At 65.8% G+C, this 24,391-nt stretch carries 22 protein-coding genes; 12 read left to right on the top strand and 10 right to left on the bottom strand.

Annotation, left to right across the window (positions count from 1 at the left end):
• Positions 1–4: 4 nt before the first annotated feature.
• On the bottom strand, positions 5–979 hold the full coding sequence (locus tag WI560_RS30105) for a ketopantoate reductase family protein (RefSeq protein ID WP_375306071.1): 975 nt from the start codon (positions 977–979) through the stop codon (positions 5–7).
• A 153-nt stretch (positions 980–1,132) separates the two neighbouring features.
• Here WI560_RS30105 and WI560_RS30100 point away from each other — a divergent pair, with 153 nt between their 5' ends.
• On the top strand, positions 1,133–1,936 hold the full coding sequence (locus tag WI560_RS30100; protein WP_375306070.1) for an enoyl-CoA hydratase-related protein: 804 nt from the start codon (positions 1,133–1,135) through the stop codon (positions 1,934–1,936).
• 3 nt (positions 1,937–1,939) lie between these two features.
• On the opposite strand, the gene WI560_RS30095 is transcribed toward WI560_RS30100, so the two are convergent.
• Both WI560_RS30095 and WI560_RS30090 read right to left on the bottom strand, forming a co-directional pair.
• On the bottom strand, positions 1,940–2,215 hold the full coding sequence (locus WI560_RS30095) for a hypothetical protein (RefSeq protein WP_375306069.1): 276 nt from the start codon (positions 2,213–2,215) through the stop codon (positions 1,940–1,942).
• A gap of 51 nt (positions 2,216–2,266) precedes the next feature.
• Positions 2,267–3,151: a LysR family transcriptional regulator gene (locus tag WI560_RS30090; protein ID WP_375306068.1), complete on the bottom strand. Its 885-nt coding sequence runs from the start codon at positions 3,149–3,151 to the stop codon at positions 2,267–2,269.
• 111 nt (positions 3,152–3,262) lie between these two features.
• Here WI560_RS30090 and WI560_RS30085 point away from each other — a divergent pair, with 111 nt between their 5' ends.
• The 4 genes from WI560_RS30085 (at position 3,263) to WI560_RS30070 (ending at position 7,444) form a co-directional block, all read left to right on the top strand.
• Positions 3,263–4,630: an FAD-dependent oxidoreductase gene (locus WI560_RS30085; protein WP_375306067.1), complete on the top strand. Its 1,368-nt coding sequence runs from the start codon at positions 3,263–3,265 to the stop codon at positions 4,628–4,630.
• A 33-nt stretch (positions 4,631–4,663) separates the two neighbouring features.
• On the top strand, positions 4,664–5,668 hold the full coding sequence (locus WI560_RS30080; protein ID WP_375306066.1) for an ABC transporter substrate-binding protein: 1,005 nt from the start codon (positions 4,664–4,666) through the stop codon (positions 5,666–5,668).
• Positions 5,669–5,859: 191 nt separating this feature from the next.
• Entirely contained in the window at positions 5,860–6,633 is a 774-nt protein-coding gene (locus WI560_RS30075; protein WP_135171417.1) for an ABC transporter ATP-binding protein, read from the top strand.
• Positions 6,626–7,444 carry an ABC transporter permease gene (locus WI560_RS30070; protein WP_375306065.1) on the top strand — a complete coding sequence of 273 codons (819 nt, stop codon included), beginning with the start codon at positions 6,626–6,628 and terminating at the stop codon, positions 7,442–7,444. The genes WI560_RS30075 and WI560_RS30070 overlap by 8 nt, the downstream gene beginning before the upstream one ends.
• 245 nt (positions 7,445–7,689) lie before the next feature.
• On the opposite strand, the gene gtdA is transcribed toward WI560_RS30070, so the two are convergent.
• Positions 7,690–8,730, bottom strand: a complete 1,041-nt coding sequence (gtdA, locus tag WI560_RS30065; RefSeq protein WP_375306064.1) for a gentisate 1,2-dioxygenase — start codon at positions 8,728–8,730, stop codon at positions 7,690–7,692.
• A gap of 176 nt (positions 8,731–8,906) precedes the next feature.
• On the opposite strand from gtdA, the gene maiA reads away from it, so the two are divergent.
• Entirely contained in the window at positions 8,907–9,539 is a 633-nt protein-coding gene (gene maiA / locus WI560_RS30060) for a maleylacetoacetate isomerase (RefSeq protein WP_375306063.1), read from the top strand.
• The gene (locus WI560_RS30055; RefSeq protein WP_257196827.1) at positions 9,529–10,041 is read left to right on the top strand and encodes a MarR family winged helix-turn-helix transcriptional regulator; all 513 of its coding nucleotides are present in this window, start codon (positions 9,529–9,531) and stop codon (positions 10,039–10,041) included. Before maiA ends, WI560_RS30055 begins: the two co-directional genes overlap by 11 nt.
• Before the next feature lie 156 nt (positions 10,042–10,197).
• Here WI560_RS30055 and WI560_RS30050 read toward each other — a convergent pair whose 3' ends face one another.
• The 4 genes from WI560_RS30050 to WI560_RS30035 form a co-directional block, all read right to left on the bottom strand.
• Positions 10,198–11,811 carry a benzoate-CoA ligase family protein gene (locus WI560_RS30050; protein ID WP_375306062.1) on the bottom strand — a complete coding sequence of 538 codons (1,614 nt, stop codon included), beginning with the start codon at positions 11,809–11,811 and terminating at the stop codon, positions 10,198–10,200.
• Positions 11,808–12,959, bottom strand: coding sequence for an FAD-dependent monooxygenase (locus WI560_RS30045; protein WP_375306061.1), 1,152 nt, complete (start codon positions 12,957–12,959; stop codon positions 11,808–11,810). The genes WI560_RS30050 and WI560_RS30045 overlap by 4 nt, the downstream gene beginning before the upstream one ends.
• Before the next feature lie 197 nt (positions 12,960–13,156).
• Positions 13,157–14,023, bottom strand: a complete 867-nt coding sequence (locus WI560_RS30040; RefSeq protein ID WP_375306060.1) for a cysteine rich repeat-containing protein — start codon at positions 14,021–14,023, stop codon at positions 13,157–13,159.
• Between the two features lie 151 nt (positions 14,024–14,174).
• Positions 14,175–15,176, bottom strand: coding sequence for an NADP-dependent oxidoreductase (locus WI560_RS30035; protein ID WP_375306059.1), 1,002 nt, complete (start codon positions 15,174–15,176; stop codon positions 14,175–14,177).
• A gap of 548 nt (positions 15,177–15,724) precedes the next feature.
• Between WI560_RS30035 and WI560_RS30030 the strand changes: the two genes are divergently transcribed.
• A complete protein-coding gene (locus WI560_RS30030; RefSeq protein WP_028133976.1) occupies positions 15,725–15,925 on the top strand; it encodes a hypothetical protein in 201 nt (66 codons plus the stop codon).
• A gap of 371 nt (positions 15,926–16,296) precedes the next feature.
• Here the strand turns inward: WI560_RS30030 and WI560_RS30025 are convergent, their stop codons facing one another.
• Positions 16,297–17,100: a RimK family alpha-L-glutamate ligase gene (locus WI560_RS30025; protein WP_375308942.1), complete on the bottom strand. Its 804-nt coding sequence runs from the start codon at positions 17,098–17,100 to the stop codon at positions 16,297–16,299.
• 385 nt (positions 17,101–17,485) lie between these two features.
• Here WI560_RS30025 and WI560_RS30020 point away from each other — a divergent pair, with 385 nt between their 5' ends.
• The 3 genes from WI560_RS30020 to WI560_RS30010 all read left to right on the top strand — a co-directional run bounded on the left by WI560_RS30020 (position 17,486) and on the right by WI560_RS30010 (position 20,710).
• On the top strand, positions 17,486–18,259 hold the full coding sequence (locus tag WI560_RS30020; protein WP_028133978.1) for a ferredoxin--NADP reductase: 774 nt from the start codon (positions 17,486–17,488) through the stop codon (positions 18,257–18,259).
• 419 nt (positions 18,260–18,678) lie between these two features.
• Positions 18,679–20,376, top strand: coding sequence for an FMN-binding glutamate synthase family protein (locus tag WI560_RS30015; protein ID WP_375306058.1), 1,698 nt, complete (start codon positions 18,679–18,681; stop codon positions 20,374–20,376).
• Positions 20,377–20,470: 94 nt separating this feature from the next.
• Positions 20,471–20,710: a PilZ domain-containing protein gene (locus tag WI560_RS30010; RefSeq protein ID WP_375306057.1), complete on the top strand. Its 240-nt coding sequence runs from the start codon at positions 20,471–20,473 to the stop codon at positions 20,708–20,710.
• 63 nt (positions 20,711–20,773) lie between these two features.
• Here WI560_RS30010 and WI560_RS30005 read toward each other — a convergent pair whose 3' ends face one another.
• The gene (locus WI560_RS30005) at positions 20,774–22,069 is read right to left on the bottom strand and encodes a hemolysin family protein (RefSeq protein WP_375306056.1); all 1,296 of its coding nucleotides are present in this window, start codon (positions 22,067–22,069) and stop codon (positions 20,774–20,776) included.
• Between the two features lie 243 nt (positions 22,070–22,312).
• Here WI560_RS30005 and WI560_RS30000 point away from each other — a divergent pair, with 243 nt between their 5' ends.
• The gene (locus WI560_RS30000) at positions 22,313–24,388 is read left to right on the top strand and encodes a methyl-accepting chemotaxis protein (protein ID WP_375306055.1); all 2,076 of its coding nucleotides are present in this window, start codon (positions 22,313–22,315) and stop codon (positions 24,386–24,388) included.
• Positions 24,389–24,391: the final 3 nt, after the last annotated feature.

Here is a 24,391-nt window from a genome sequence, read left to right as displayed (position 1 = left end):
AGTCTCACGCCGCATAGAGCCCATTGTCGCGCGCTTTCTGGATCGCCAGCGCGGCGATCAGGTCGAGGGTCGGCGTCGACAGGCCGGCGGTGCGCGCGAAGGCGGCGGGCGCCCGGACCAGCACGTCGATCTCCATGGCGCGGCCGAGCTCGTAATCCTGGAGCAGCGAAGGCTTGTGATTGGGGGCGGGGCCGCTGCGGGTCACCCGCTTGACCTCGGGGATGAAATGCTGGGCGATGTCGTTGGCCTCGTTCAGCATGCGCGGGATGACCTCGGCGAAAGCGGGGTCGTCGCGCACGCCACGCGCGGTCTGGCCGGTGAGCAGACACAGCACCGACAGCGACATGTTGGTCAGCAGCTTTGACCAGATCGCCTCGCGAATATCGGCCACGGGCGGCGATTCCAGCCGCGCATCGTTGAAGACATTGCGCAGCTTGGTGATCCGCTCGCAATTGCGGTCGTCGCATTCGCCGATCAGGAGGCGGTTGCGGTCCGGCGTCAGGTTGTGCACCACGCCGGGCGCGGTCACCTCGTTGGAGGAGAAGACGACCCCGCCGACGATCCGTTCTTTCGGAATGCAGGCGCGCAGGCGCCCGCCGGGATCGAGGAAGGAGATATCAGGCGGCGTCGGATGCCGCGGCGGCAGGCCGATCCCGTACCACCAGGGAATGCCGTTCTGCGCGAACACGATGGCGGTGTCGTCCTGCAGCAGCGGCTTGATGCTGGAAACCAGCCCCGGCAGCGCGGTCGCCTTCAGCGTCGAGATCACGACGTCCTGAGGACCGAGCTGGGCCGGATCGCCTGATGCGTTCACCTTGGCGCTGACCTCGGAATCGCCGACCCGCAGCTTGAGGCCGCCCGCGCGCGCCGCCTCCAGATGTGCGCCCCGCATCACGCATGAAACGTCATGGCCGGCCCGCGCCAGCCGTACCGCAATGTGGCTGCCGACGGCGCCCGCGCCGAAAATGCAGATGCGCATGATGATTCCGTCCTGTCCCTTGCTGCCACCCGGGCGGCAGCATGACACAAGCCGCCATGCGATGGACGCGACCGCCCCACGCTGGAAAGATATGGATCGGGACGCGTTGCCTCGGCCATAGTGCACGCCAAGCAAACGACCGGAGGATCGCCGATGACTGCCAGCCCCGTCCTGTGGACCCTCGACGAGCGTGGGGTTGCGACCGTCACGTTGAACCGGCCCGAGGTCAACAACGCCTATGACGGCGCGCTGATCGCGGGCGTGCTCGCGGCCATGGACGATCTGGGGACGAAGCCTCACCTGCGCGTCGTCGTGCTCAAGGGCAACGGCAAGCACTTCCAGGCCGGCGCCGATCTGAAATGGATCAACGGCGTGCGGCCGCAATCGGCTGAAGCGAACGAGGCGGCCTCGCGCGCGACCTTCGAGGCCGTGCAGCGGCTCAACACGCTGCCGATTCCGACCGTCGCGCTGGTTCAGGGCGGCTGCTTCGGCGGCGGCACCGGCGTGATCGCGGCCTGCGATGTCGTGATCGCCGCGGACAATGCGCTGTTCTCGATCACCGAGGTGCGCTGGGGCCTGACCGCGGCGATCATCATCCCGCAGCTCTGCGACGCCATCGGCGTCCGCCAGGTCCGCCGCTACGCGCTGACCGGCGAACGCTTCGGCGCCGAGGATGCCCGCCGCATTGGCCTCGTGCACGAGGTGGTGCCGCTGGCCGAACTCGAGGCCGCAGGCAGCAAGGTGGTCGAGCAATTGCTCGCCAACGGGCCGGAGGCGATGGCCGAGACCAAGAAGCTCGCACTGGAGAGCTCGTTCGGCGGCATGGCGGTGGGCGATGCCGCCTACACCCGGCTCGTGCAGCTGCATTCGCTCAAGCGCCAGAGCGCGGAGGCCGCGGAGGGATTGGCGTCGTTCGCGGAGAAGCGGGCGGGGAGGTGGGGCGGCGGGAAGAGCTGAAGGTCAGCAGCCGCGGCAGATGTTGTTGATGCTGCGATAGACCGCGTCGTCGTCCTGCCGCATCTGGCGCAGCGTTTCGAGCGTCGTGCCCGCGTCGGTCGCGGGCGCAGGCTTGCGCCTGGCCGCGAGCTCGTCCTCCTGCCGCTTGTAGCAGGCTTCGCGCTCGGGCTTGGCCTGGATGAAGCGGCAGTTCTGCTCCACGGCCGTGGCGGGAGCGGCGGCGGAGATCGCAAGAGCGATCAGGGCGGAATGGGCGAGTTTGGCGACGGTCGAATCCATGGCGGCCCTTCTCTCAGGTCCATTGATCGCGGGCAACCGCTAACTTGCGACCTACAGCGACGGCGCCAGTGACGTCTTCAGCAATGTCAGCAGCGCCTGCACCGCGGCCGCATTGCGGCGCCGCTCGGGGATCGCGGCCTTCACCCACAATTCCGGAATCGGAAAGTCGCGCAGCACCGGCTTCAGCGTTCCGTCGTGCAGAGCATCGGCGACGAGATAATGCGAGATCAGCGCAATGCCGTTGCCGGCGATGGCGCTGCGCGCCAGCACGTGTCCCTCGTTGGAGGAGAGCAGCGGACTGACCTGGATGCTGATGCGCCCGCGCGGTCCGTCGAACAACCATTCCGGGCCGGTCGGCAGAAAGCTGAGGCAGCGATGCTCGACCAGATCCCGCGGATGCTTTGGCGTGCCGTGTTTCTTCAAATAGGCGGGCGAGGCGCAGAGCAGCCGCTTCAGCGCGCACAGCGGCTCGTCGACGACGCCGCCAAAGGAATGCGGGAACGCGCCGATGGCGATGTCAAAGCCTTCGGTCACAGGATCGACCGGCCGATCGATCAGCACGATCTCGAGCTTGAGCTTCGGGTTCTGGGTCTGGAATGCGCTGAAAACATCGGCGAGCCGCGCCACCGTCAGCGAGGTCGGCGCCTTGATGCGCAGGTGATCGACGAGATCGTGGCCCTTCTCGCCCATGCGCGAGAGCAGATCGGTGGCGTCCGTGACCACGCCGCGCGCGCGATGCACATAGCGCTGTCCGGCTTCGGTCAGCCGCAACTGCCGGGTCGAGCGGCGAAACAGCGGCGTGCCGATCCGCGCCTCCAGCTGCGTGACGCGCTTGGCGACGACCGAGGTCGAGACGCCGAGCTTTCGCGCGGCGGCGGAGAAGCCGGCGGAATCCGCGGTGGCGAGGAAGGCCTGCAGGTTCACCAGGACGTCCATGGCGATCTTTCTCGATTCGCGAAAGCTGATTGTGTATTTTGGTGGATTGTAGCTCGCTGCGCGTTAATTCATAGTCGCCCGCAAGCAAGGAATTTTGGGAAGGGGCGCGCCATGCGGGCCGTGACGATCGAAGAACCGGCACGACAGGTGCCGCTCTATGGCGAATATGAAGTCGTGGTGCTCGGCGGCGGGCCCGCCGGCATCGTCGCGGCGGCTTCAAGCGCACGCGCCGGGCGGAAGACGCTTCTGATCGAGCGCTATGGCTTTCTCGGCGGTATGGGCACGGCGGCCGGCGTCACTAATTTCTGCGGCCTGCATGGCAATGTCTATGGCGAGCACCGGCGGCTGGTGCAGGGCATGGCCTCCGAGCTGCTGGCGCGGATCGACCATCTGAACGGCCTGAACACGCCGCATCTGATCCTCGGCAAGGTGTTCGCGCAGGCCTATGACACCGCGGCCTACAAGATCGCGGCCGACGAGCTGCTGGCCAGCCACAAGGTGCACATCCTGTTCCACGCGCTCGGCGCCGGCGTCGTGATGGGCGACAACAGCCGCATCGACGCGCTGATGGTCGAGACCAAGGCCGGCCGGCAGGCGGTGCGATCGGAGATCTTCATTGACTGCTGCGGCGACGGCGATCTCGCGGTCTGGGCCGGCGCGCCGTTCGAGATCGGCGATGCGCACGGCCATCCGCTGTACCCCTCGATGATGCTCCGTCTCAACGGCATCGATCCTGCGCGGGCGGGCGAAGCCTGGCGGACCATTCCGCAATTGATGGAGAAGGCCATCGCGGCCGGCACGCATCAATTTCCGCGCAAGAGCGCGATCGTGCGGCCGCAGAAGTCCGGCATCGAATGGCGGGTGAACTTTACGCAAGTGGCGCGCGAGGACGGCCACGCCATCAATGGCGTCGAGCCCGACGATCTCACCCGCGGCGAGATCGAGGGCCGCAAGCAGGCGCTCGCCGCTTACGAGTTCTTGCGCAGCACTGTCCCGGGCTTTGAGAAGTCCTACATCGTCGATTTGCCGCCGCAGCTCGGCATCCGCGAGACTCGCCGCATCACGGGCGGCTATCAGCTCAGCGGCGAGGACGTGCTCGGCTGCGCCTCGTTCGGGGATTCCATCGGCGTCAATGGCTGGCCGATCGAGGCCCATGTGCCCGGCGACGTCGTCTTCACCTTCCCGCCGATCCCGGAATCCCGCGGTTATAACGAGCTGCCTTACCGGATGCTGGTGCCCGAAGGCGTCGACAACCTGCTCGTCGCCGGCCGCTGCGCCTCCATGACCCATGAGGGTCAGTCCGCGGCGCGGGTGTCCGGGGCCTGCTTCGCGATGGGGGAGGCCGCCGGTTCAGCCGCCGCGCTGGCGCTCTCCGGAAATCGGATTCCGCGCGAAATCCCCATTGAAAAATTGCAGGAAACGTTGAAACAACAGGGTGCCTTCATCGGCCGGGACCAAATGGTGCCGGAAGGCTTGTGACGGGCGGCAAGAGAACAACGGCGGAGGAAACGGATGATCGGAATGGTGCGGCTCGCACTCGCGGGCCTTCTGGCGATCGCGGCAATGGGCGGTGCAAGGGCCGAGGACGCGCTGAAGGCCAGGATCGGCGTGCTCCGCCTGTCCTCCTCCGCGCCCGTCTTCATCGCGCAGGACAAGGGCTATTTCCACGAGGCCGGCCTCGAGGTCGAGCTGAAATTCTTCGACGCGGCCCAGCCGATCGCGGTGGCGACCACGTCGGGCGACGTCGATTTCGGCATCACCGCCTTCACCGCCGGTCTCTACAATCTCGCCGGCAAGGGCACGCTGAAGGTGATCGGCGGCATGAGCCGCGAGAAGGCGGGTTATCCCCTGATCGGCTATTTCGCCAGCAACAACGCCTATGCGGCCGGCCTCAAGACGCCAAAGGACCTCGCCGGCAAGCGCGTGGCGATGACGCAGGTCGGATCGAGCTTTCACTATTCGCTCGGCCTGCTCGCCGACAAATACGGCTTCAAGCTCGCGGACGTGAAGATCGTGCCGCTGCAATCGCTGTCGAATGCGGCGGCCGCGCTGAAGGGCGAGACCGTCGATGCGGCGCTGCTGCCGATCTCGACCGCGCGCAAGCTCATGGACGAAGGCGGCGCGAAGTTCCTGGGCTGGGTCGGCGACGAGACGCCCTGGCAGCTGGGTGCGGTGTTTGCCTCGCCGAAGACGCTGACCAACAAGGCGCTGGTGACAAAGCTGCTCGGCGCCTTGGCCAAGGCGGACCGCGAATATTACGACGTCATCCTCGCGGCGATGAAGGACGGTGTCGCGCCGATCAACGACAAGACGAAGCCGCTCTTGGAGATCATCGCGAAATACACCAATCTGCCGGTCGAGCAGGTGGTCGGCAATTGCGCCTATATCGATCCCGACGGCAAGCTGGACGTGAAGAACGTCGACAACCAGATCAAATGGCTCCAGGAGCAGGGCTTTGCCGACAAGGGCTTTGACGCGGATGCAATCATCGCCAAGGAATTTGTGAAGGCGGATTGATGCTGCGCGCCCCCTCCCAGACCCGTCATCCTGAGGCGCGAGTAGCGCAGTGCATCCGCACTGCGCTGCGAGCCTCGGAGGATGAACGGCCGAGCTGCATCCGGGCCGCTCATCCTTCGAGGCCCGACTTGCGGCAAGCCGCAAGTCGAGCACCTCAGGATGACGGGTCGAGACGTGGAGGCGTGTAGCGCATGGACCTGATCGCCAGCCACATCTCCCATCGCTTCGGCGATCTTGCCGTGCTCGACGACGTCTCCTTCACCGTCGGCGCCGGCGAGGTGGTGGCGATCGTCGGGCCCTCGGGCTGCGGCAAGAGCACGCTGCTGTCGATCCTCGGTGGGCTGCTGCAGCCGACGTCCGGTGCGCCCGAATTGCGCGGCTCGCCGCCGGCGGACAGTCTCAATCCGCTCACCTTCGTGTTCCAGGATTTCGCGCTGCTGCCCTGGGCGACGGTCGAGCAGAACGTCGAGTTCCCGCTGCTGCACGCCCAGCTTTCGGCGGCGCAGCGCCGCGCGCTGGTCGACGACGCCTTGCGCCGCACCGGCCTGACTGATTTCCGCAAGACCTATCCGAAGCAGCTCTCCGGCGGCATGCGCCAGCGGGTCGGCATTTCGCGCGCGCTGGCGGTGAAGCCTGCCATCCTGCTGATGGACGAGCCGCTGTCGGCGCTGGATTCGCAGACCCGCGAGCTCCTGATGGAGGATTTCGTCCGCCTGCTCGCCGATGGCGGCATGGGCGCGGTCTATGTCACCCATAATCTCGAAGAGGCGGCGCGGCTCGCCGATCGCATCGTGGTTCTGTCGCGCAGACCCGGCCGCATCCGGGAGGTCGTGACCGTGCCGATGACGCGCACCGAGCGCGGCGAAGCTGCGGCACGCGAGAAGCTGCTGGCGCTGCAGACCCAGATCTGGTCGCTGATCCGCAACGAGGCGATCGATGCCGAGCGCGAGGTCCAGCATGCTTGACCGCGCGGGCCAATCTGCCAACGACGAGGCGACGCGGCGCGTCGGTTTCCGCGGCGCCGGCTTCGTGCCCGCCAGCAGCCGCTACGGCGGGTGGATCGCGCTGGCGATCGTCATCGCGATCTGGCAGGCCGCTGGCAGCGCCGGGCTCGTCAATGCGCTGTTTCTGCCGACGCCTGCTGCAATCGTCCGGGCGATCTATCAGCTCGCGATCTCGGGCGCGCTCTGGCAGCATGTGTCCGCCTCGCTGCTGCGCATCGGCGTCGGCTGGCTGCTCGGCACCGCCGCCGGCGTTGCCGTCGGCTTCGCCATCGGCCTGTCGCGGCTGGCGCGCAGCGTCGGCATCACCTTCATCTCGGCATTGTTCCCGATCCCGAAGATCGCGCTCTTGCCGCTGCTCATCCTCTGGCTCGGCATCGGCGAAGAGCCGAAGATCGCGACCATTGCGCTCGGGGTGTTCTTCTCGACCGCGATCTCGGTCTATAGCGGCGTCGATGCCGTGCCGCGCAACCTGATCCGCATGGCGCAGAGCTTCAACGTTCCCTTCGCCACCATCGTGCGCAAGGTGATCTGGCCCGGCGCGCTGCCCGCGATCCTGGCCGGCTTCCGCATCACCGCATCCGTCGCGCTGCTGCTCGTCGTCAGCGCCGAGATGATCGGCGCCCAATACGGCATCGGCGCCTTCGTGCTCCAGGCCGGCAACCTCATGCAGACCGATCAGCTGCTCGCCGGCGTCGTCATCCTGTCGGTGTTCGGGCTTGCGATCGGCAAGGTGATCGGCTGGCTGGAGATGCGGTTGTTGCACTGGCGGTAGCCGCGATCACCGCCGGCGTAGGGTGGGCAAAGCGCAAGCGTGCCCACCACTTCTTGATGAGTCGCGAAGACGCGTGGGCACGGCGCAAGTGCGCCTTTGCCCACCCTACGAGACTGATGGAGATGCGCGCCCTAAATCAGGTCGTCATGCCCGGGCTTGTCCCGGGCATCCACGTTCTTCGGTCCGCGCGGCAAGGCGTGGATGGCCGGGTCAAGCCCGGCCATGACGGCGGATAGAGCAGAGCCTCACGCGTTGCCGCGATCTTCCCTGAACAGATCCAGCTTCTGCTGCACCGGGCGATCCGAGAAGCTGAACAGCACCGCATCGTCGTCCGTCTCGTGCGTCACCCATTGCCAGCTCGGCACCACGAACAGATCACGCGGGCCCCATTCGAACACGGCATCGCCGATGCGGCTGCGGCCCTTGCCCTCGATCGGACAGAACACCGTGGCATCCGTCGAGCGATAGCGCGCGGTCTTGAAGCCCCTGGGCAGCAGCTGGATGAAGGTGCCGATGGTCGGCATCGCGAAATCGCCGGTCTCGGGGTTGCTGAACTTCAGCTTCAGGCCGTGGCAGGCGTCCCATTCCTGGCTGGTCCTGGCCTTCTCCAGCGCCTCGCGCGTATAGGCATAGGGATAGCTGAAGATCGGAGAGGTCTTCGATGAGCGCTTCACGTCGACCGGCAGCAGATTGTGGCCGTAGCGCGCAAAGCTGTCGCCGGCGGGCTTGGTGATCTTCTGCTGGTCCTCCTTGGCGCCTTCCGCGAACGAGCAGTCGAAGAACTGCACCATGGGAATGTCGAGGCCGTCGAGCCAGAACATCGGCTGGTCGGTCTCGTTGGAATGGTCGTGCCAGGTCATCGACGGCGTGATGATGAAGTCGCCCGGCTCCATCGCGGTGCGCTCGCCGTCGACGGCGGTGTGCGCGCCCTTGCCTTCGAGCACGAAGCGCAGCGCCGACTGGCTGTGACGATGGGCAGGCGCGATGTCGCCGGGCACCACCATCTGCACGCCGGCATAGAGCGAGGTCGTGATCTTGGACTGGCCGCGCAGTCCGGGGTTCTCCAGCACCAGCACGCGCCGCTCGGCTTCTCGGGCGGTGATCAGCTTGCCGGCTTCGATCATGTAGTCGCGGATGACGTCGAATTTCCACAGATGCGGCCGGCAGGCGCTCTTCGGCTCCGGCGTGATCAGATCGCTCATCACCGTCCACAGCGCGGTGAGGTTTTCGCCGTCGATCTTCTTGTAGAACGCTTCGCGTTCCGGCGTCTTGGTCACGGCTTCCATGGCGGCGCTCCCGATCGTTTGTTGATTGACAGTATACTGACGATCTAGGTAGCGTCAATGCTGGCAGATGTTGTTGCTGTCATTCCGGAGCGATGCGATAGCATCGAATCCGGAATCTCGAGGTTCCGGGTTCTCGCTTCGCAAGCCCCGGAATGACAGAACGAGGGAGGGTCCCAATGAAGCTGCACGGCTATTTCCGCTCCAGCGCCGCCTATCGGGTGCGGATCGCGCTGAACCTGAAGGGCCTCAAGGCCGCGCATCTGCCGCATCATTTGCGCAAGGGCGAGCAATGCGCGCCCGCCTATCTCGCCATCAACCCACAAGGCCTGGTGCCGGCGCTGGAGAGCGATGCCGGTGCGGTGCTGACGCAATCGGTCGCCATCATCGAATGGCTCGACGAGACGCATCCCCGTCCGCCGCTGCTGCCGAAGGATGCGCTGCAGCGCGCCAAGGTCAGGGCGTTTGCGCTTGCGATCGCCTGCGACACCCATCCGCTGCAGAACCTGAAAGTGCTGGCGCGGCTGCGCGAGCTCGGCCTGCCCGAAGACAAGGTCCAGGACTGGGCCGCCTGGGCCAACCGCGAAGGCCTGGCGGCCTGCGAGATCCTGATCAAGGACGAGCCGGGCCCGTTCTGTTTTGGTGATGCGCCGACGCTGGCCGATCTCTGTCTCGTGCCGCAGCTCGCCAATGCGCGCCGCTTCGGCGTCGACGTCTCGGCCTATCCGCGCCTGCTGGAGGCCGAGGCAGCGGCCAAGGCGCTGCCGGCGTTCGCCGAGGCCGCGCCGGAGAAGCAGCCCGATGCCGAGTAAGCCTGCCGCTCCGATCACGATCGACGCCGTCTATGCCGCGCCGGGCTATCTGTTCCGGCGCATGCAGCAGATCGCCGTGTCGATCTTCATGGAGGAGTGCAAGGCGTTCGACCTGACCCCGGTGCAATATGCGGCGCTGATCGCGATCCACACCCATCCCGGGATCGACGCCACGCGGTTGTCGGCGGTGATCGCCTTCGACCGCTCCACGCTCGGCAGCGTGATCGAGCGGCTGCAGGCCAAGGACTATGTCGAGCGCAAGCCGGCGCCCGAGGACAAGCGCATCAAGCTGCTCTATCTGACCAAATCAGGCGCCGCGATCCTGCGCGAGATCATCCCCGCCGTCGAGCGCGCCCAGGCGCGCATGCTGGAGCCGCTGAAGCCGGCGGACCGCAAGACGCTGATGGGGCTCCTGTCGCAGCTCGTCGACCTCAATAACGAGGCCTCACGCGTGCCGCTGCGCGCCGAGGATGCGCTGGAGCATCTGGGCAAGACGGGGTGAGGGACGTACGAGGCGATACGCGCGCCTCAATCTCACATCTCGTAGGGTGGGCAAAGGCGCTCTTGCGCCGTGCCCACGACCTCCTTCCAACTGATCAGAAGTGGTGGGCACGCTCCGCTTTGCCCACCCTACAATTGCAGTGCGTGGATCTCCGCCTCACATCCGCAGCAAGGCCTGCCGGTCGATCTTCCCCGTCCCGGTCTTCGGCAGCTCGTCGATGAAGATGACCTCGCGCGGATATTTGTAGGGCAGCAGCCTGCCCTTCACGTAATCCTGCAGCCGCCGCGTCGTCTCACGCTGGTTGGCCGCGCGGTTGTTCATCACCACCACCGCCTTCAGCGTCATGCGGCGATCCGGCAGCTCGGCGGCGAACACCGCGCATTCGCGGATATCGGGGTGGTCGGCAAGGCACAGCTCGACCTCGAGCGGATAGACCCATTGGCCGGAGATCTTGATCAGATCATCGGCGCGGCCGCGGAAGAAGTGGAAGCCGTCGGCATCCCTGACGAAGCGGTCGCCGGTGTAGATCCACCCTTCCTCGCGGATGGTCTCGGCGGATTTGTCCGGCCGGTTCCAGTACAGCGGCGTGTTGGAATCGCCGCGGACCCACAGGATGCCTTCCTCGTTGTCGCCGACCTCGCGACCGTCCTTGTCGCGCAGCGCGACCTCGTAGCCGGGGACGCGCAGGCCCGCGGCGCCGAGCTTCTTCTGCCCGGGCCGGTTGGAGAGATAGATGTGCAGCACCTCGGTGGAGCCGAGGCCTTCGACGATCTCAAGGCCGGTGAGCGCCTTCCAGCCGTTGAAGACCTCGGCCGACAGCACTTCGGCGGCGGAGAGCGCCATGCGCAGTGACGAGAAGTCGGTCTTGTCCGCGCCCTCGGCCTTGGTCAGCGCCGTATACAGCGTCGGCAGGCCGAAGAAGACCGTCGGTCTGTGCTGCGCGATCGCTGCGAAGATCGCTGCGGGTTTCGGCTGGCCCGGCAGCAGCAGCGTCGCAGCTCCCGCCGAGAACGGGAAGGTTATGGAATTGCCGAAGCCGTAGGCGAAGAAGATCTTCGGAACGGAGAAGCAGATGTCGTCCGGCGTCAGCTGCAGGATGTTCTGCGCGAAGGCGAGATCGCTGTAGGCCATGTCGTGCTGGAGATGCACGATGCCCTTGGGCCGGCCGGTCGAGCCGGAGGAATACATCCAGAACGCCATCTCGTTGCGATGCGTGGAGACTTCGGCCAGCTGGGTCGGGAATTGCGCCAGCCAGTCGGCCGCCGCAACCGCTCTCGGCGCCGCGTGATCGCCCACCGCGCCGTTGGCGACGATCAGCGTATGCAGCCTGGTGTCCTTGCAGGCCTCCGCATTGAAGCGCGCGCAGAATTCGGCGTCCGCCACCGCAACTTCCGCCCCGGAATCGGCGAGATAGAATTGCAGCAGGTCGGGCGGCGTCAGCGTGTTGATCAGCAGCGGCACGAAGCCGGCGCGCACCGCGCCGAAAAACGCGGCCGGATAGGCCGGCGTGTCGTCGAGGAACAGCAGCACGCGGTCGCCGCGCTTCAGGCCGAGCGAAGCAAAGCCGTTGCCCCAGCGGCAGGCTTCCGCGCACAGCTCGGCATAGGTCCGCGTGCCCGCGGGGCCCAACAGCGCCAGCTTGTCGCCGCGGCCCTTGGCGAGGTTGTCGAACAGCACCCGGCTGGCGTTGTAGATCTCGGGAACGGCAAAGCCGATCTCGCGTGCTCCCGCACTGTCGGCGGGCACCTGGTCGCGAATCTCGTCGCTCATGCCTCGTCTCCGCCGTTGTTTCCATCACCCTTGGCCGCCTCGTAGCGGGCCATGAAGGCCGGCGACATCGCGCGCAGCCGGGAATCGTCGATACGGCCGGAGCGGGTGATGTAGCTGTAGGCGAAATCCATCAGCGGAAGCTTCATGTGCTCGGCAAAGTGCTCGTACCAGAACGCCGAGGTGCGCGCGGCGTTGACGAGCTTCTGCACCACCGGCTTGCGCGCGGCCTGGTAGCGATGCAGGGCGGTCGCAAGATGCGCATCCGATTCCAGCGCCTTGACCAGCGCGATGGCGTCCTCGATCGCAAGCCGCGTGCCCGAGCCGATCGAGAAATGCGCCGAGTGCAGGGCGTCCCCGAGCAGCACCATGTTCTTGAACGACCAATGCTCGTTCCAGACCCAGGGGAAGTTGCGCCAGACCGATTTGTTGGAGACGAGGCAATGGCCGCCAAGCGTGTCCGCGAACACTTCTTCGCAGACGCCCTTGGACTGCTCGACATCCTTGTAGGCGAAGCCATAGGCCTGCCAGGTCGCGTGGTCGCATTCGACTAGGAAGGTGCTCATGGCCGGTGAGTAGCGGTAATGATGGGCGTTGAAGGCGCCCCGGTCGGTCTTCACAAAGGTCTGCGACAGCGTGTCGAAGCGCTTCGAGGTGCCGTACCAGACGAACTTGTTGGAGGAGTAGGACAGCGAGGTGCCGAAATCGCCCTCATAGGCGCGGCGCACCAGCGAGTTCAGGCCGTCGGCGGCGACGATCAAATCGTGGCCATGGAGCTGGTCGATGGCGTGGATCTGCGTGTCGAAGCGGGGCGTGACGCCGACGTCGAGCGCGCGCTGCTGCAGGAATCGCAGCAGCTCCAGCCGCCCGATCGAGGAGAAGCCGACCCCGTCGATGGCGACGCTGTCGCCATGAAGGTTCAGCGTGATGTTCTCCCAGCTCTCCATGTGCGGCGCGATCGCGTCGACCGTGTCGGGGTCGTCGGCGCGCAGGAATTCCAGCGCCTGGTCGGAGAACACGACGCCAAAGCCCCAGGTCGCGTCGGCCGGGTTCTGTTCGAACAGGTCGACCTGATCCTCGGGGTGACGCTTCTTCCAGAGATAGGCAAAATAGAGCCCAGCGGGGCCCCCGCCAATCACGGCGATCCGCAACGTCTGCCTCCCTAATTGACAGTATACTTACTATCTAGGGGTAGACTAATGTGCTCCGGCGTCCGGCGCCAGCGGAATTATCCGCCGAGCGCCGGCGCCGAAACTCATCGTCGGACACACGTTTTGCGCGCATCCGAACCGTCAGATCCGAATCATAGCCAAACCGCGCCGGCTTGGCTATTCGCGGATCAGACCAGCTATCGCGCAGCGAATCGCGCCAGCACGTCCCTGCACGCCGGTGACAGCGACGCGGCATTGCTGGCCAGGCACTGAACGATGCGGCCGCCGCCGGCCTCGACGCCGGCGCAGATGGTGCGGATGTCGGCGCCGCAGGCCGATTGGGCGACAAACAGCTGTTCGCGCGGCCGCAAGGGACGCAGCACGAGCACGGTCGGCGCGGCGGCAGGCGCGGCTGCCGCGGCCCCCGGCGGCGCAGCGGTGGCGGCCACGCCAGCGCCGGTCGCAGCGCTCACGGCCTTCTCGCAGGCTGGCGAGACCTTCGCCTTGTTCTTCTCCAGACATTCGAGCGCGGCCGTTCCGCCCGGCGGCACGCTGGCGCAGACCTTGGGATAATCGCCGCGGCAGGAGCTCTTGATCGCAGCAAGCTGCGCGCTGCTGGGCTGCTTGGGCGCGGCGGCCTTCGGCGCCGGTGGCGCTGCGGCCGGCTTCGCAGCGGGAGCGGATTCAGCCTTCGGTGCGGCAGGTGCCGGCGCCGGCTCGGCTTTGGGGGCCGCTTCCTTGACCGTTTCCTTGGGTGCAGCTTCGGTCTTCGGCGGAGTGGGAGCAGCCTCGGTCTTCGGCGCCGCCGGCGGAGCGATCGCGCGAACCGCGGTCTGACATCCCGGCGAGAGGCTCGACACGTTCTTCTGCAGACATTGAAACGCTTCCGTGCCGCCGGGCGTCACGCTCGAGCAATGCGCCATGAAGTCCGAGCGGCACGCGGACCTGATGGCGCTCTTCTGGGCGTCGGTCGGCGCTTGCGCGAACGCGCCTGTTGCAGTTGCGAACAGTGCCGCCGCCAGCAACGCCTTGCGCGTTGCGACTTGTTTGAACGTGTTGACCATCCGGATGAATTCCTGCCCCTGTCGATATTGTTCGACGTTTCATCAAGGTCGCGCAATCGTCGCGAGTGATGCTTCGCGAGCGATATCATTGGCCGCTTCGGCCGCTACCGCAAGCAGATTGTGCCGGCGCGATGACGATGTGCCGGCGTGGTCAGAGCCTGACCATGCGCTTGCCGCGGTTCTCGCCCGCGAGCAATCCGATCAGCGCCTTCGGCGTGTTCTCGAGGCCGGCGATGATGTCTTCCTGCACCTTCAGCTTGCCGGACTTGACCCAGGCCTGGAGATCGGCGAGCGCGCGCTGGCTCTCCTTCATGTAGTCCATCACGATGAAGCCCTGCATGACGAGCCGCTTCACCACGATCAGTCCCGGCACGCCGCGCGGGCCGTGCGCTGCGGGCACGCCGTCATATTGCGAGATCGCGCCGCAGCAGGCGATGCGGCCGTAATTGTTCATCTGCGGCAGGCAGGCTTCGAGAATGTCGCCGCCGACATTGTCGAAATAGACGTCGATGCCATCAGGAGCAGCCGCACGCAGCGCCTTGAACAATGCGCCGTCCTTGTAATCGACGGCGGCATCGAAGCCGAGCTCGGAGGTGAGCCAGTTGCACTTGTCGGCGCCGCCTGCGATGCCGATGACGCGGCATCCCCTGATCTTGGCGATCTGCCCGACGATGGAGCCGACCGAGCCCGCCGCCGCCGAGACCACCACGGTCTCCCCCTCCTTGGGCTTGCCGATCTCGAGCAGGCCGAAATAGGCGGTGAGGCCGGCGATGCCGAACACGCTGAGCAGATGCGTCATCGGTTCGAGCTTCGGCATCTTGGTGAGATGCTTCGCCGGCACCGCGGCATATTCCTGCCAGCCGGTGTCGCCGAACACGATGTCGCCGGGCGCAAGCTCGGGCGCCTTCGAGCTGACGACCTCGGCAATGGCGCCGCCGGCCATCACGCTGTTGGCCTCGACCGCGGAGCGATAGGTCGCGCCGTGCATCCAGGCGCGGTTGGCGGCGTCGAGTGAAATGTATCGCACGCGCAGCAGGGCTTCGCCGTCTTTCGGTTCCGGCATTGCGCCGTCGATCATCTTGAAATGCTCGAGGCCGAGCTTGCCGCCGGGTTTTTCGACCAGCAGGATCTGGCGATTGGCGTTGCCGCTCATGGCGTTTCCCTCATTGATGTCTTGACGATTATTGATGCAGCCGCCGCAAACAGGACGTGCGAGCCGCATGTGTTGTGCGCCGCACGAAGGCTAAAGCGCCGCGTTCGATTTCACAACGGGAACATCCTGCCAACGGCTGGACACCGGGGCCGCCTCGTTCCGACGAAATCTGGTCTTGCATCACCGCGCATCGCCGCAGCCGGCCAAACGCCCAGTGATCGCGCCGTCACGTGTCTGCCGGTGAAAGTCCGCAAATCCATGCGCTGCTGCATGTGAAGCTGCCCCGCCACCATTGTCACGGCCGTACGGGCGAGGACGAACATCGCCAGAGCCAATTGGTGCGCTTCGTTCCTGTCCGCAGTCCGAAAGATGGGAGCCGCGGATTTCCAGTTGCGACGCGGACGGTGCGACGTTGATTTGCACAGCTTCGGAGGTTGAATTCTCTCCGGCAGACTACTTAGGGGACTCGCCCTAAGATAAGCCGCGCAATCGCGCGGCCCGGCGGTTCCGTTTAACAATGCCTTGCGGAACAGAGTTCGGAGAGCCCAATGAATCATTCGATTTATAGCGCCGACCGCGCCACTCACGCGAGGATCGTCATCGTCGCGCTGCTGGTTGCTACGGCCGTCGCCGGTCTTGCCGTTTCCCTCCACGCCGGCGCGAGAACCGTATCGGTCGAGAGAACCGCCGTATTCAAGCCTGGCAAGCCGGTGGTTCTGAGCGGTTTGTCCATCGTTGCCGCTCCCTGACCCGGAGATCCGCGATGCGAGTGAGCAGAATCGAGAGCGGCGTTGCCACCGAGCCGTTTGACCCGGCGTTTTGGTCCGTCGCAGTCGTCCTCAGCGGGGCGGTCGTCTATCTCGCCTGCCTGATCTAGCGGGCCGGGAGCCTGTCGGCGGCCGATGCGGTCTTGCGAGAATCGCAGCTTGCGCGCCGCCGTATCTCTTTGTTGTTTGCGCTGGCGCAACCGATACGAGCAGGACGTGCGATAACGTCTTGGAGCCTGGCGGCTCTCTCTGAAACTCGATGCAGTTGCTGGGGTAACGAGGCTCGGTATTTCGGGCCTCGTTCCATTTTGCCGATTGGCTGTCGCAGGATATCGGCCGCCAGCGCTGGCGGCTCAGTGCTCTGGCTCGAACACCCGGTCCAGCGCCGCGTCGTACGTCGCTTGCACCAGCTCCGGATGCAGCTTCGCCAGGACCTCCATCATCACGCCGGAATTGATCTCGAGCACGCGCCATGCACCGTCGACGCGAACCACGTCGATCGACGCAAAGACAATGCCGATGGCGCGCGCGGCGTCGACCGCGAGCTTGACGCAGGCCGTGCGGACATCGCCATCCTCCAGCAGCACCGGCCTTGCGCCGGCATCGAGATTGTGTCGCCAATCCGTGCCGCGCCGCTTGCTGTAGACGACGCGCGGCACGTCATCCAGCAGCACCACACGCACCTCGTCCTCGATCGCGACATAGGGCGAGATCACGAGTCCGGTGCTCATCGAGAAGACCTCGCTGGCCGCGCGATCAAGTTCTGCCTCGGTCGTCACCTTGAACACCGAGCGGCCCGATGTTCCCTCGTTCGGCTTCACCACCACGCCTTGCGGATTGTCGCCAAGCAGCTCCAGCATGGCCTCCCGCCAGCCGGCGCCGACCACGTTGCTGCCCAGCTTCGGATTGAGGAAGAGCTGGTGCGGAATGCAGGGCACGCGCTCCAGCCTCAGCACCTCGGCAGTGGCTGATTTGTCGTTTGCGAGACGGTGCGCGATCGCGCTGTTGAGGCCGATGTCGTAACCGAAGGCGAAGCGGCGCTTTTGGCCCCGGCGCATTGCGATCAGCCAGCCGTCGGCGCGGACATCGACGGCGATGCCGTGGTCCGCGCAATAGCGCCGGATCGCCTGCACGAAGATTCGCTCGCCGCCTGCCAAATCGCCTGTCATGTCTCTTGTCGTTCCCCGTCGCCGAAAGCCGCAAAAATGCGGGCAACGGCGTCAATCGCGCGGAAAATCAGAGCTATTCTTAATGAAATTCTCGCGAGCGCGACGGAAATTAAGTGCTGCAATCGAGCCCCGGAGGGAAAAGAAATTGCCCTTCCTGCAGGCGAGGCAGCAGATTCATTAATGATGCGTCCAATTCCGCCGCAAATGCCGGTTTGATCGGCATCAATTGCAGCCGAAACGAGGTTGATTATTGGTCTCAATGGCGTAGATCACACACGCGAAATCCTCCGCCATGGCAATGGTGTCCGCCCTGTTTTCGGGGCCGGGCAACGCTGTTGCCCGAAAACCGCAATTATTCGGAATATCGAAAATCATGAGCGCGTTTTACCGAGAGAAGGTTCTTTCCGTTCAGCACTGGACCGACACGCTGTTCAGCTTCCGCGCCACGCGCGACACCGGCTTCCGCTTCCAGAACGGCCAGTTCGCCATGATCGGCCTCGAAGTCGACGGCCGTCCGCTGCTGCGGGCCTACAGCATGGCGAGCGCCAACCACGAGGAGGAGCTCGAGTTCTTCTCGATCAAGGTGCAGGACGGCCCGCTGACCTCGCGCCTGCAGAAGATCAAGGAAGGCGACACCATCCTGGTCGGCCGCAAGGCGACCGGCACGCTGATCACCGACAATCTGCTTCCCGGCAAGCGGCTGATGCTGCTCTCGACCGGCACCGGCCTTGCGCCGTTCGCGAGCCTGATCAAGGACCCCGAGGTCTACGAGCAGTTCGAGTCCATCGTGCTGGTGCACGGCTGCCGCCAGGTCTCCGAGCTCGCCTATGGCGAGAAGCTCGTCGCCACCTTGCGCGAGGATGAGCTGTTCGGCGAGTTGCTCGCAGACAAGCTCGTCTACTATCCGACCGTGACCCGCGAGCCGTTCAAGAACCGCGGCCGCATCACCGATCTCATCAGCTCTGAGCAGATCTTCAACGACATCGGGCAATCGCCGCTCGACATCGCAACCGACCGCATCATGATGTGCGGCAGCCCGGCGATGCTGGAAGAGCTGAAGGTGATGTTCGAGAGCCGCGACTTCATCGAAGGCAGCGGCAACAAGCCCGGCCATTTCGTGATCGAGAAGGCATTCGTCGAGCGGTAAGCGCCGTTCGCCATCGTGCCGAACGCCTAATTATCCACTCAGCTGTCGTCCCGGACAAGCGCGCCCAAAGCGCGCGCCGATCCGGGACCCATAACCACAGGGAGCAGTCTTGCGAAGGCTGGTAATCACCAGCTTTGTCCAACATCCCTCCCTGTGGTTATGGGTCCCGGGTCTGCGCTTACGCTTGCCCGGGACGACAACTGAAGATGTGGAAGTGCGTGTGCGTCCCACTGGCGCCCCATCGCGGCGTCTGCTCAGGATCGATTGCCGCCTCCATCCCCACCCCTTTGCTGCACCGCAATACCCGGCCGTCAGGCTGATTGATTTGTCTCGGCCGAATTCGCTAGCCTGAAACAAGGGCCGGGTCATATCCGTATGACAGGCGAAGGCGTATCGTACCGCCTCATGCTGGCGAGAGGATGGGAATCGTGGCCGAGGACAACAAGACGCAGCAAGCCCCCAAACGCCTGCCGCTGGCGGAAGAGGGGATCATGGAGACCTTGCTGCTGCCGTTCTCGCCGCGCTTCATCGTGCTGACGATCTGCGCGGTCGTCACCGCGCTCCTGATCGGTATCGGCCTCGCCGACCGCAAGATCTTCGACATCATGCTGGTGCCGATCCTGATCTTCGGCGCGCTGACGCTGCTCGGCGTGCGCGATCTCCTGCAGAAGAGCCACGCGGTGCTGCGCAACTACCCGATCTCCGCGCATATCCGCTTCCTGCTCGAAGAGATCCGCCCCGAGATGCGGCAATATTTCTTCGAGAGCGAGAAGGACGGCATGCCGTTCTCGCGCGACACCCGCGCGGTGGTCTATCAGCGCGCCAAGATGGAGCTCGACAAGCGCCCGTTCGGCACCCAGGAGGACGTCTACCGCGAGGGCTATGAGTGGATGCACCATTCGGTCGCGCCGAAGACGCATGCCCAGGAGAAATTCCGCATCACCATCGGCGGTCCCGATTGCAAGAAGCCCTATTCGGCCTCGGTGTTCAACATCTCCGCGATGAGCTTCGGCGCGCTCAGCCCCAACGCGGTGCGGGCGCTCAATGCCGGCGCGAAGAAGGGCGGCTTCGCGCACGACACCGGGGAGGGCGGCGTCAGCCCCTATCACCGCGAGATGGGCGGCGACATCATCTGGGAGATCGGCTCCGGCTATTTCGGCTGCCGCCATCTCGACGGCGCCTTCGATCCCGAGGCGTTCGCGCGCGTCGCCGGTGACGACCAGATCAAGATGGTCGAGCTCAAGGTCAGCCAGGGCGCCAAGCCCGGCCATGGCGGCGTGCTGCCGGCGGCAAAGGTCTCGGAGGAGATCTCCAAGATCCGCGGCGTCGCGATGGGCGAGGACTGCATCTCGCCGGCCTCGCACCGCGCGTTCTCCACCCCGACCGGCATGATGCAGTTCATCGCCGAGATGCGCCGCCTCTCGGGCGGCAAGCCGACCGGCTTCAAGCTCTGCATCGGCCATCCCTGGGAATTCCTGGCGATCTGCAAGGCGATGCTCGAGACCGGCATCTATCCGGACTTCATCGTCGTCGACGGCAATGAAGGCGGCACCGGTGCGGCGCCGCTGGAATTCATGGATCATCTGGGCATGCCGATGCGCGAGGGCGTCAGTTTCGTCCACAACGCGCTGATCGGCATCAATGCGCGCGACCGCATCAAGATCGGGGCATCCGGCAAGATCGCGACCGCCTTCGACATGGCGCGCGCGATGGCGATCGGCGCAGACTATTGCAACTCGGCGCGAGGCTTCATGTTCTCGCTCGGCTGCATCCAGTCGCTGAGCTGTCACACCGACCGCTGTCCGACCGGGGTGGCGACGCAGGACCCGACGCGCGCACGTGCGCTCTACGTGCCGCTCAAGATCGACCGCGTGCATAATTATCACCACGCGACGCTGCATTCGCTCACCGAGCTGATCGCCGCGGCCGGTCTTGAGCATCCGCAGCAGCTGCGACCGATCCATTTCAGCCAGCGGACCTCGACGACCCAGGTGCGATCCTTTGCCCAGCTCTATCCGGAGCTGCGCCCAGGCGAGCTGCTCGAAGGCACCGCGGACCGGCGCTTCAGCGACGCCTGGCGGATGGCACGGGCGGACACGTTCCAGCCGGCGCTGTAGCAGTTGCCCCACCGCGATACCGGCGCGCGCAAGACGCGGCGGGAGCGCGGCGGGCCTTTAATGGTTGGTTCAACTTTGGGTGTAAATTGCGCCCATGGACGAACGGCGCGACAAGGCAAGGCATCGCGTGCTGAAGGCCGGAACGATCGAGTTCGGCGGCGGCGCGATCGACTGCACCGTGCGCAACCTGTCCGACACCGGCGCCGCGCTCGACGTCACCAGCCCGCTCGGAATTCCCGCGCGTTTCACCCTGTTCGTTCCGGCGGATGCAACGCATCTGTCATGCACCGTGGTCTGGCGCAAGGAGAAGCGGATCGGCGTGAGGTTCGGATGAGGGTTGTGTTCGGGTAAGCTCGCGCGGGGGCCAAATCGACGCGTACTCGCGCTATCGCTCAATTCACCCCGTCTCGACCTCACTCAACCGGCTCGCCAGGATCTTGTCGATCCTCCGCCCGTCGAGATCGACCACCTCGATATGCCAGCCGCCGAAGTCGAAGGCGTCGCCGGCATCGGGCAGCGCGCTGAATTGTTGCAGCACGAGGCCCGCCACCGTGTTGTAGCGGTGCGGCGGCAATTCGATGCCGAGCAGATCGCCGAATTCGTCGACCGGCATCCAGCCGGAGATCAGGAACGAATCGTCCGCGCGCCTGACATAGGCCGGCTCCGGCGGTCCCGCTTCGGAATGGAAGGCGCCGACGATCGACTCGAGGATGTCGGTGGCCGTCACCATGCCCTCGAAGCCACCGTATTCGTCGTAGACGAAACCGACATGAACCGGAGCGGTCCTCAGAATCGTCAGCACGTCGCGCGCGTCCGCCGACGCCGGGATGCCGGGCGCTTCGCGGACCAGTGCGCGCAGGTCGGGGTTGCGCTCGTTCATATAGGCGACCAAAAGGTCCTTGGCCTGGAGCACGCCGATCGGCTTGTCGCGGTCGCCGTCGGAGACGGGAAAGCGCGAGTGCGGGCTGTTGGCGATGATCTCGCGAATCTCCTCAGGCGGGGCGTTGAGGTCGATCTCGTCGACCTCCGTGCGCGGCGTCATGACCGCGCCGGCCGGCCGGTCGCCGAGCCGCATCACGCCGGCGATCATCTCCTTCTCGCCGGGCTCGAGCACGCCTGCATTCTCGGCTTCGCTGACAAGATGATGGATCTCGTCCTCGGAGACCTTCTCCTCGGCCTTGCCGCCGCGGCCGAGCAAGGCGAGGATCAGCTTGCCGGAGACGTCGAGCAGAAAGACCAGCGGCAGCGAGACCTTCGCGAGCACGTGCATCGCCGGCGCGACCCTCACCGCGATGCTCTCGGGGTCGCGTAGCGCCACCTGTTTCGGCACCAGCTCGCCGACGATCAGGGTGGCGTAGGTGATGAGGGTGACGACGAGGCCGACGCCGACGATGTCGGCAATGCCGGCGGACAGGCCGAGCTCGAGCAGCCATTGCGTCAGCCGCTGTCCGAGCGTCGCGCCCGAGAACGCGCCGGAGAGCACGCCGACCAGCGTGATGCCGATCTGCACCGTCGAGAGGAATTTGCCGGGATCGGCCGCCAGCGCCAGCGCCCGCTCGGCGCCGCGCACGCCCTTGGCCGCCAGCAGCGACAGCCGCGCCGGACGCGACGAGACCACGGCCAGCTCGGACATGGACAGCAGGCCATTGATCACGATCAGGACGACGACGATGATGAGTTCGACCGAGAGCATTGAGATTCCGAGGTAAGGGAGTGTGGCCGCATGAACGGCACCTGCCTCGATATAGGTACTCGGAGCGGAAATGCCGTCAATTTTGCCGCATCCGCCGCCCCACGGAACCCATAGGTGACGACATCCCCTGGGCATCCGCGACGGCCTGACACTCCGCGGAACTACGGATCGATGCTTAACGACCCCTTCATGGCCGGCAGCTAAGTTTTCGACATAGCAGAAATCTATTCGGGAGACCCCAAGATGCGAATCGGGAAACTTTTTGCGCTGTCGATGCTGACGGTGACGGTGTTCGCAGTCATCCTCGGCGCCGAGGTGCTGATTCCGCAGACACGCATCTTCACGAACCGCTCCGACGCGATCAAGACCGTCGATGCCTTTGGTGCGACGCTGATGGCCAGCCAGCATGTCGCCAGCCTTCGTGCCCCCTATATCGGACCGATCTTCCAGGAAGGCGCCGCAACGCAGGCACAGCTCGAAGCTGCCACGAAGGCTGCGAAAGCCGCCGAGGCGGGCTTCGAGGCCGCACGGCGCGCCGTCATGGTGCTGGATGACGGCGGCGCGATCGCGGAGAATCTCGACCGTGCGGCGCGGCGGCTGAAGGAAGTCACCAATGCTGCCGACCGCGCGATGGGCCTTCCCCTGGCCGCGCGCGATAGCGCCGCGACAAAGGGCTTTCTTCCCGGTGTTGCCGAGGTCATCGGCCACATCGAACCGGTCATGAACCGGCTCGAGGCGAAGGTCATCAACGCCGATTCCTCGCTCGCGGCGCTGTTGAGCCTGGCGCGAACCGCACAGGATCTGCGCGTTTCGGCCGGTAGCCGCGCCGCCACGCTTTCCCCGGCGCTGTCGGCACGCCGCCCGCTCACCGCCGCCGAGCTGTCGCTGATGGACCGCATGCAGGGACGCGTGGAGGCCGACCGCGAGCGCATCGAAGCGGGTATCGAGCAGCTCGGTAATCCCGCCCGCATCATTGCCGCGTTCAAGGCGGCAACGGACTCCTATTTCGGACAAGCCGCGGTTGCCGTCGACAAGGAGCTCCCTGCAGCCCGGAGTGACGGCAAGTACGGCGCCACCGCCGACGATCTGGCGAAGGTCATCGTTCCCGCCATCCAGATGTTCTACGGCGTGCGCGACGCCGCGCTGGCCGAAGCGGCCGAGCGCGCCACGGCTGCGCGGAACGGCGCCCTGGCGATGCTCGCGCTGGCCGGCGTTGCCGTGCTCGCCCTGCTCGGAACGCTCGGTGGCGTGACCATGATGCTGCGCAAGCGCGTGGTGACCCCGCTCGGCCGGATCGCGGACGTGATCGGAACGCTCGCCGCCGGACGGCACGAGGTCGAGATTCCCACGACCGGCCGCGATGACGAGATCGGCCAGGTGGCGGGCTCGCTGCAGCACTTCAAGGATTCGCTGCTCGCCAAGAAGGCCGCCGACGAGGCTGCTGCGGCCGAGGCCGAGGCGAAGCTGCGGCGCAGCCAGCGTATGGATCAGATCGCGCGCGAGTTCGAAGCCATGATCGGCGATGTGATCAACACGGTGTCGTCCGCCTCGTCCGAACTCGAAGTATCGGCGGGCACGCTGACGAGCACGGCCGATCAATCGGAGAAGGTCACCGCAACCGTCGCGGCCGCCTCCGAGCAGGCCTCCACCAACGTGCAGACCGTTGCCGCGGCGGCCGAGGAGATGGCCTCATCGGTCGACGAGATCGGCCGCCAGGTGCAGGATTCCGCGCGCATTGCCGCCGAGGCGGTGCAGCAGGCGGGGCGGACCAACGACCATGTCGGCGAGCTCGCCAAGGCTGCAGGGCGGATCGGAGACGTCGTCGAGCTGATCAGCCAGATCGCGGGCCAGACCAATCTTCTCGCCCTCAACGCCACGATCGAGGCGGCGCGTGCCGGCGAGGCCGGGCGCGGCTTTGCCGTCGTCGCCTCCGAGGTCAAGGCGCTCGCCGAGCAGACCGCCAAGGCGACCGGCGAGATCAGCCAGCAGATCTCGGGAATCCAGACCGCGACGGAGGAGTCCGTCGGCGCCATCAAGGCGATCGGCGACACCATCACCCGCATGTCGGAGATCGCCTCCGCGATCGCCTCGGCGGTCGAGGAGCAGGGCGCGGCGACGCGGGAGATTTCCCGCAACGTGCAGCAGGCCGCGCGCGGCACCCAGCAGGTCTCCGCCAGCATCGTCGACGTGCAGCGCGGCGCGAGCCAGACCGGCTCGGCCTCCGCCAACGTGCTCACGTCCGCGAGATCCCTGTCCGGCGAGAGCAGCCGTCTCAAGGTCGAGGTCGGCAAGTTCCTGGACGCGATCCGCGCGGCGTAGGTT

Origin of the sequence: Bradyrhizobium sp. A11, assembly GCF_042077125.1 — a bacterium.
GTDB classification, from domain to species: Bacteria; Pseudomonadota; Alphaproteobacteria; order Rhizobiales; family Xanthobacteraceae; genus Bradyrhizobium; species Bradyrhizobium japonicum_B.
The sequence above is the reverse complement of the archived record's forward strand: the minus strand, read 5'-3'. Positions and strand labels throughout refer to the sequence as shown.

What these genes read in the sequence shown, in the direction of transcription:
- WI560_RS30105 (WP_375306071.1), bottom strand. Translation starts at nt 979, where the DNA reads ATGCGCATCTGCATTTTCGGCGCGGGCGCCGTCGGCAGCCACATTGCG.
- WI560_RS30100 (WP_375306070.1), top strand. Translation starts at nt 1,133, where the DNA reads ATGACTGCCAGCCCCGTCCTGTGGACCCTCGACGAGCGTGGGGTTGCG.
- WI560_RS30095 (WP_375306069.1), bottom strand. Translation starts at nt 2,215, where the DNA reads ATGGATTCGACCGTCGCCAAACTCGCCCATTCCGCCCTGATCGCTCTT.
- WI560_RS30090 (WP_375306068.1), bottom strand. Translation starts at nt 3,151, where the DNA reads ATGGACGTCCTGGTGAACCTGCAGGCCTTCCTCGCCACCGCGGATTCC.
- WI560_RS30085 (WP_375306067.1), top strand. Translation starts at nt 3,263, where the DNA reads ATGCGGGCCGTGACGATCGAAGAACCGGCACGACAGGTGCCGCTCTAT.
- WI560_RS30080 (WP_375306066.1), top strand. Translation starts at nt 4,664, where the DNA reads ATGATCGGAATGGTGCGGCTCGCACTCGCGGGCCTTCTGGCGATCGCG.
- WI560_RS30075 (WP_135171417.1), top strand. Translation starts at nt 5,860, where the DNA reads ATGGACCTGATCGCCAGCCACATCTCCCATCGCTTCGGCGATCTTGCC.
- WI560_RS30070 (WP_375306065.1), top strand. Translation starts at nt 6,626, where the DNA reads ATGCTTGACCGCGCGGGCCAATCTGCCAACGACGAGGCGACGCGGCGC.
- gtdA (WP_375306064.1), bottom strand. Translation starts at nt 8,730, where the DNA reads ATGGAAGCCGTGACCAAGACGCCGGAACGCGAAGCGTTCTACAAGAAG.
- maiA (WP_375306063.1), top strand. Translation starts at nt 8,907, where the DNA reads ATGAAGCTGCACGGCTATTTCCGCTCCAGCGCCGCCTATCGGGTGCGG.
- WI560_RS30055 (WP_257196827.1), top strand. Translation starts at nt 9,529, where the DNA reads ATGCCGAGTAAGCCTGCCGCTCCGATCACGATCGACGCCGTCTATGCC.
- WI560_RS30050 (WP_375306062.1), bottom strand. Translation starts at nt 11,811, where the DNA reads ATGAGCGACGAGATTCGCGACCAGGTGCCCGCCGACAGTGCGGGAGCA.
- WI560_RS30040 (WP_375306060.1), bottom strand. Translation starts at nt 14,023, where the DNA reads ATGGTCAACACGTTCAAACAAGTCGCAACGCGCAAGGCGTTGCTGGCG.
- WI560_RS30035 (WP_375306059.1), bottom strand. Translation starts at nt 15,176, where the DNA reads ATGAGCGGCAACGCCAATCGCCAGATCCTGCTGGTCGAAAAACCCGGC.
- WI560_RS30030 (WP_028133976.1), top strand. Translation starts at nt 15,725, where the DNA reads ATGAATCATTCGATTTATAGCGCCGACCGCGCCACTCACGCGAGGATC.
- WI560_RS30020 (WP_028133978.1), top strand. Translation starts at nt 17,486, where the DNA reads ATGAGCGCGTTTTACCGAGAGAAGGTTCTTTCCGTTCAGCACTGGACC.
- WI560_RS30015 (WP_375306058.1), top strand. Translation starts at nt 18,679, where the DNA reads ATGGGAATCGTGGCCGAGGACAACAAGACGCAGCAAGCCCCCAAACGC.
- WI560_RS30010 (WP_375306057.1), top strand. Translation starts at nt 20,471, where the DNA reads ATGGACGAACGGCGCGACAAGGCAAGGCATCGCGTGCTGAAGGCCGGA.
- WI560_RS30005 (WP_375306056.1), bottom strand. Translation starts at nt 22,069, where the DNA reads ATGCTCTCGGTCGAACTCATCATCGTCGTCGTCCTGATCGTGATCAAT.
- WI560_RS30000 (WP_375306055.1), top strand. Translation starts at nt 22,313, where the DNA reads ATGCGAATCGGGAAACTTTTTGCGCTGTCGATGCTGACGGTGACGGTG.